The sequence below is a fragment of the Psychroflexus sp. MES1-P1E genome, assembly GCF_002836055.1.
Classification (GTDB): Bacteria; Bacteroidota; Bacteroidia; order Flavobacteriales; family Flavobacteriaceae; genus Psychroflexus.
In genome coordinates, this window is the sequence record NZ_PJBS01000143.1 from 1 (window position 1) to 5,568 (window position 5,568).

Below are 5,568 nucleotides of genomic sequence, written 5' to 3' on the forward strand. Positions count from 1 at the left end.
TTTTTTTTAAATAAAAGTACTCGCATAGAGCAGATTAATTCACTTAAAAAGCATATTAATATGAATACATACGCTTTAAAACGTATGTCATTTGTAATAATTTGATTTGAATTCGTTTCTAAATAGTTTTCTATATGTTTTGAAATAGGTGATTATGATTATGCTTAAATATATTTTCCGTTTAGCTTACATTAATTTTAATCTAAACATAATGGATTTGAGATAGCGGGAGATATGCATTAGTTCATATTATAATTTACATTATTTTCAAATTAAGGAATTACTTGTCTTAAAAAGTTGGTAGAGGAATACTATAATTCAATTATAGATTCACATGTTTTGGAAGCATCATGATTCAATAGGTGACTCAAATAAAAGTGCTAAAAGACTGGAATCAACTTTCAATATTATTTTTGAAAATAAAATTATATGCTATAACATAGTAATTGTTCTTAAAAATAACAATTGGTTTTAATGCTTCCAATACTGAGTAAACTCTTAATCTACACTCTACGTAATCTCACCCTCATAAGAAGTTACTATAGAACTTAACTGACAAGTACTAAGCTCATAATACTCCAGTTGACTATCACCTGTAAAGTGATCTAATAGTTATGGTCTTGTCAATTTATTCAATCGTGTCAAATAAGCTTGTAAGTAATTCCGTTTGAATTTTTCTTTCAAATAAGAACGTTGAATTAATTGCTTGACTTCATCCTCATTAGTAGTTAATAATTTGATGTTTTTATCAATCAGCCCTTGAGATATTTCAGCCATCACCCCAAGTTTGATAAATTGTTCTTTTACTTTTCCTTTCACATCCTTAGGTGGGAGTATGCCTTCACTCAAAGCAAAATCTTTATCGCTGATATGCATACGGCTATTGAGAAGGTCGTATGCAGGACTCAACTTAAAATCGCCGAAAGAAGTTTCAATCAATGAAAAATTCTTGTAATGCGCATCTCCATTTGACATGAGATAGTTAAATAAAATAAGCTTAAATAGTTTTGGAGCTTCGACCTGGTAAGCAGGCACATATGTTTTCATTAAGTTAAATAAATTTAGATAATTCCCCACATATTTATAATTTTCACCACTTGTTTGCGGTGTCATTTCAGCTAAACTAGCAAAATCTTCTTGGGCCCACTTGGTGCCATCTTCTCGAACATCAAATCGCTTAGTAATATAAGCTGGCGATCCATTTTTAAAAAAGATCAACGCATTTTCAGCAGTTTCAATCCCAAAAACCTGTCGAGCGATCTGCATGGTCAAATGTTCATTGGCTGGCATTTGATCTGGATGTTTACCCGCTCCTGGAATAGGCTTTAATATGTGTGTTCCTTGTTCACCTTCTCGTATAAGTCGAAGTTTATTCTTCTCCTGAAATACAGAAAACTTTTCCTGGACACCCGATATTGAAAGTCTCTTGCGATTATCTACAAAAAGTTGATCCGTTTCTTCATTAGAATTTGGAGTTTTATAAGGAAGTACATGATTCACTTTATTACCACGAAAAACGCGCTTAAGTGCTGTTCTGCTATAAGTACTTTGTCCTTCTAAAAGAGTACTTGGACAGTATTTTATGATGGGCATCGGCATCAGTCTTCAAGTTTTAGGATTCGTACTGCACCAATAGTGTCAAATTTTGCTGTAGCCATCAAAATACCAAAGTTATCCTTTTCATCTATTCTCAAATTATAGCAAACCGTTTGTTTATTGGTACCTTCTGGTAACATATTGTAAAAGAAAGGGAACAAGTTCTCAGATCGAAATGGTCCTTTATGTTTTGGAAGCGTTAAACTGACCTGTGGTTTAGTTGAATCATTCAACCAGGATGCTTCATAACTATATACAAAGCTTCCATTATCATGCTGAGCAAGAGTTCCTGCCCATTCATTTTTATAAAGGACCTTGGCCTTTCTCATTTAAGATGATTTGGAATTTTTACCTGCAAATTAACTTCCATTCCTAAGGCACCTGCTAGCTTAGACAAGGTTTCAAGTGTTGGATTTCCTTTGCCACTTTCAAATTGTTTAAGCGCTCGCAAGGACACTTTAGACAAGTCTGCAAGCATAGCTTGTGTAACCTGAAGGGCATCTCTCCTTTCCTTAAGCTGTTCTATAATACTGTTATAGTGCATTGTAATGCTCTTTTAATCGTAAATATACACAATAATATGATAATTTCGTTATAAAGTGTTTTAAAATGCACTTTCTAGGAGTTTATGTAATAAAGCTGGAGTTATAAAATTAAATAGTGTGTTTTGATGCACTATTGAAAGGACTATACTATTTAGGGGTCTCATTCTGCCATTTGTCCTTTTAGCACTAATTATTGGTTGATGTAGTTGGATTATCAAAAGAATTAAGCTGGTTCTTATCACTTAACTTGACCTTATATTGCTATTCAAGTTGTTCAACCTTGGATTTTGGAGGTATGCGTTCACATTTGTTTTAGATCTCAATTTATAATTTTAAAAAGGTTTTCACAATAGAGTTATTGCAATGTTAAGTCGACTGGGTGTTTATACTTATACCTTAAAATAGATCATCTATAAATCTCACTACTAACAACTTATTAAATCGATAAAGTCAAGTTATTAATGCTGAGGTTTTTGAGCGTCTTTATATCCTTTGTAGAAACCTATACTAAAATCTACAATCCATTTTAGTATTAAAAATAGCATCCAAAGTATTGTAATTGTGATGTGCCAAATTAATTTTATAAGATTCACTATTAAAGTAAAGCCGATAAAAATCAATTGAAGTGTCGCTGCTTTTTTACCCCTCACTTGAACACCACCCATTTTAAAGCTGGAGTAATTAGGTTTAAATAAATTATAGGATCCTCTTTTATTTTTAATAGAGGTGCTAACACCCGATTTGGAAACATTGAAATTAAAGGGACCGCCTTTAAACCTGCCAATAAATTGAAAATTACCATTTTGTAAGCCCATTCTGGCTCCTTTAAAAAGCCTTTTATGTAGCCTGATGCCGTGATTCGTGTTTATAGTAGCACCATAACCATCTTTAGATATTGTTTCTGTTGCAGATACACCACTAGTCCTTGAAATGCGAATATTCTTACCGCGATACTCTATTCTTGTCCTTGGTGTTTTATCCTTAAATGGCATACTTAAATATAATTCTCAAACATTTTCTCCACCTTTAAAATCTTTGCACTAGTTCTTGAATATTATTTTGTGGTGATAGACTTGTTATTCTTTTACTCGTACTTCTATTTCATATTGTTCAACTCTTGCTGGATTTCTATTAAAATTTGCTTGTGGGAATAATTGGTACAATGCCCTTTCATAGGTGTAAACTCAATCTGAGCATCGAACTTTGGGTTTGTAGTATTTTTTAGGAATTCATCAAAATCACGCATTGAATTATTCAAATAAAAATTATCCATATCACCCATCCAAATATGAATTTTTCCTTTAATTTTTGGTCCAAGCTCAGGCCAATTAGAAGAAGTATACAGGAGTAGATCGTATTTCTTCCAATGCTCGGCAACTTCTTTGTTTATTGTGCCATTTGCAGGATTAAAAATTGGTTTTGGGAGACCATCTTCACCTTTCAGACTAAATAAGGCATTCCAAGCTCCCCATTGCCCTCCAGAAGTTACGTATGTATTGGATACTCCAAGAACATTCTCTTCTTTGATTTCTTGTTGTATATAAAATATCGGGTCTCCATATATATCCCTCATGCTAGGTCTTAAAAGTCCACGTTTATTATAAAAGGCATTTTCATTTTCGTAAATATCAACCAATTGCGTTTTTTTAAAACTCACTGGATCTGGACTATATGACCAACACCCGTTGAATATCTCAGGGTAATAAAGTTGTAAGGCTAGGGACACCCAGCCACCAGTAGAACAGCCATCTACAAAACGAGTTTTAGGAGATCCATTAATTCTAAATTGGTTTTCTATTTCTGGGATTAACTCATTAATTATTGCTTCTCCATAAGGCCCACTATTTTCTGAATCAAGCTGATAAGAATCGCCAAAAGGCCCCTCTCCGTCAAGGAATACAGTGATTATTTGTGGTGCTTCCTCTGAAGTCCACCAAGACATAAATTCATTATTTTTAACAAGAGAATTAATTCGTGAATAACGACCTCCATAACCCGCTATATTGTATCGAACAGGATACGTCTTATCGGGGTTGTCGTTATAACCAGAAGGCAGTAATAACGAAGCTTTCAAGTCCATAGGTTTATCCCACCATTTGGACAATACAGGACTTTGCATTTCAAAGAATCTAACAAGTTCATGGTCTTCTAATTCTCTTTTGGGTATTGTTTCTGAGAAAGTTAATTCAATTTTTTGTGATTTTTGTGTATTAACCATTACAGGCTCACTGTAAAGATTACCAGGAGAATTACTTTGCGATTCAGAATCCCTGTTTTGATTCCAAACGGCCTGTATATAATAAACTCCATGAGGAACAGTATTAAAACCCCATTCAGAAGTTTTTACCCAATCATTGCTGCCATTTAAAACCTTGATTTGGTTTTTTCCCCAATTTTTAATGTTCTTCCCAAAGATTGATCCCATGCCATTAAAAACTGAGACATATCGAGGCTCAAATTCATCTGTTTCAGAAACATAAATAAGCAATCTTCCATCGGACTTAAAGGAAGGTTTAAGGTTTTCGTTGACTGAAATGGTAAACGCGAGTTTTGAAGATTCCTCTTGTCCAACTGCAGTATAGTTGTTTATGAGAAATAATGACAGAATGAAAGAATATTTTAGATTCATTTGATTTGTTATTTAATTACTGGTAACGGTTCTCTAGTATGGCTAGTAGCTTGCGAATACTAGCCTGATTTTCAGTTTATCTTTTACGTTCTTAAATATACAGAAACTTTTGGTTTAGCACTTAGAAGCTATTAGCTATACTAGATGTGTGTGCCTTGAATGTTAAATATAGTTCTTTTACAAGACTGTCCCAACGGGTGAAAGTCCCCAATGCGCGTAGGTAACGCTTTGAATCATTAGTAAGTCGCAAGGGTGGTAATCGTGAGGTTACATCTAAAGGAAGCGAGACTACAAAACTGGGTACTGACCCTACGGCTACGCTCAGGACAGGCCAAGCAGAAATCGTATACAGAGGCATATTTACTTGGGTAAGCCAGCACATCATTGTAACTCCCAAAAGATTAACAAAAGGGTAAGTATGTAGATAAGGCAGCAATTGAGTAAAAGAAGATGCCATTACCTGGGGAGGTCTCTACAACTACGAGTTGGTATAGTGGAGAAGTCAGTCCCGAAGCCTCGGGATGATAATACCCACGAGAAACGAGTTGCCATTAGAAAGGCATAGGTCTCACAAGTAGGGAAGGACGTAACGTAATCCTTCCAGAAATTAGAATGGGAGCATTGTTTTCGTTAAATGGGTGATCGATTCCCTAGAAAACAGGTAGCCTATCCCTAAAGTACGGAATAGTTTCAGTTGGTGTAAAGAGCGACTGGAAAGATGGATTGCGAACCGCCGTATACGAGACCCGCTTGGTTTATCCTGAGCCATGTCGAAGGGTACGGTGGTGTGAGAGGCGT

5 protein-coding genes are annotated in these 5,568 nt (G+C 34.8%); all 5 read right to left on the minus strand.

The window, feature by feature from the left end:
- Window positions 1–612: 612 nt before the first annotated feature.
- Window positions 613–1,593 (minus strand): HipA domain-containing protein, encoded by a 981-nt coding sequence (locus CXF67_RS04000; RefSeq protein WP_308302168.1) that lies wholly within the window; start codon window positions 1,591–1,593, stop codon window positions 613–615.
- A gap of 5 nt (window positions 1,594–1,598) precedes the next feature.
- The gene (locus tag CXF67_RS04005; RefSeq protein WP_102087561.1) at window positions 1,599–1,925 is read right to left on the minus strand and encodes a HipA N-terminal domain-containing protein; all 327 of its coding nucleotides are present in this window, start codon (window positions 1,923–1,925) and stop codon (window positions 1,599–1,601) included.
- Complete coding sequence (locus CXF67_RS04010) at window positions 1,922–2,140, minus strand: helix-turn-helix domain-containing protein (RefSeq protein ID WP_102087562.1); 219 nt, start codon at window positions 2,138–2,140, stop codon at window positions 1,922–1,924. Before CXF67_RS04010 ends, CXF67_RS04005 begins: the two co-directional genes overlap by 4 nt.
- A 459-nt stretch (window positions 2,141–2,599) precedes the next feature.
- Entirely contained in the window at window positions 2,600–3,133 is a 534-nt protein-coding gene (locus CXF67_RS04015) for a hypothetical protein (protein ID WP_102087563.1), read from the minus strand.
- A 104-nt stretch (window positions 3,134–3,237) separates the two neighbouring features.
- The gene (locus CXF67_RS04020; RefSeq protein ID WP_102087564.1) at window positions 3,238–4,770 is read right to left on the minus strand and encodes an alpha/beta hydrolase-fold protein; all 1,533 of its coding nucleotides are present in this window, start codon (window positions 4,768–4,770) and stop codon (window positions 3,238–3,240) included.
- Window positions 4,771–5,568: the final 798 nt, after the last annotated feature.

What these genes read in the sequence shown, in the direction of transcription:
- CXF67_RS04010 (WP_102087562.1), bottom strand. Translation starts at nt 2,140, where the DNA reads ATGCACTATAACAGTATTATAGAACAGCTTAAGGAAAGGAGAGATGCC.
- CXF67_RS04015 (WP_102087563.1), bottom strand. Translation starts at nt 3,133, where the DNA reads ATGCCATTTAAGGATAAAACACCAAGGACAAGAATAGAGTATCGCGGT.
- CXF67_RS04000 (WP_308302168.1), bottom strand. Translation starts at nt 1,593, where the DNA reads ATGCCCATCATAAAATACTGTCCAAGTACTCTTTTAGAAGGACAAAGT.
- CXF67_RS04020 (WP_102087564.1), bottom strand. Translation starts at nt 4,770, where the DNA reads ATGAATCTAAAATATTCTTTCATTCTGTCATTATTTCTCATAAACAAC.
- CXF67_RS04005 (WP_102087561.1), bottom strand. Translation starts at nt 1,925, where the DNA reads ATGAGAAAGGCCAAGGTCCTTTATAAAAATGAATGGGCAGGAACTCTT.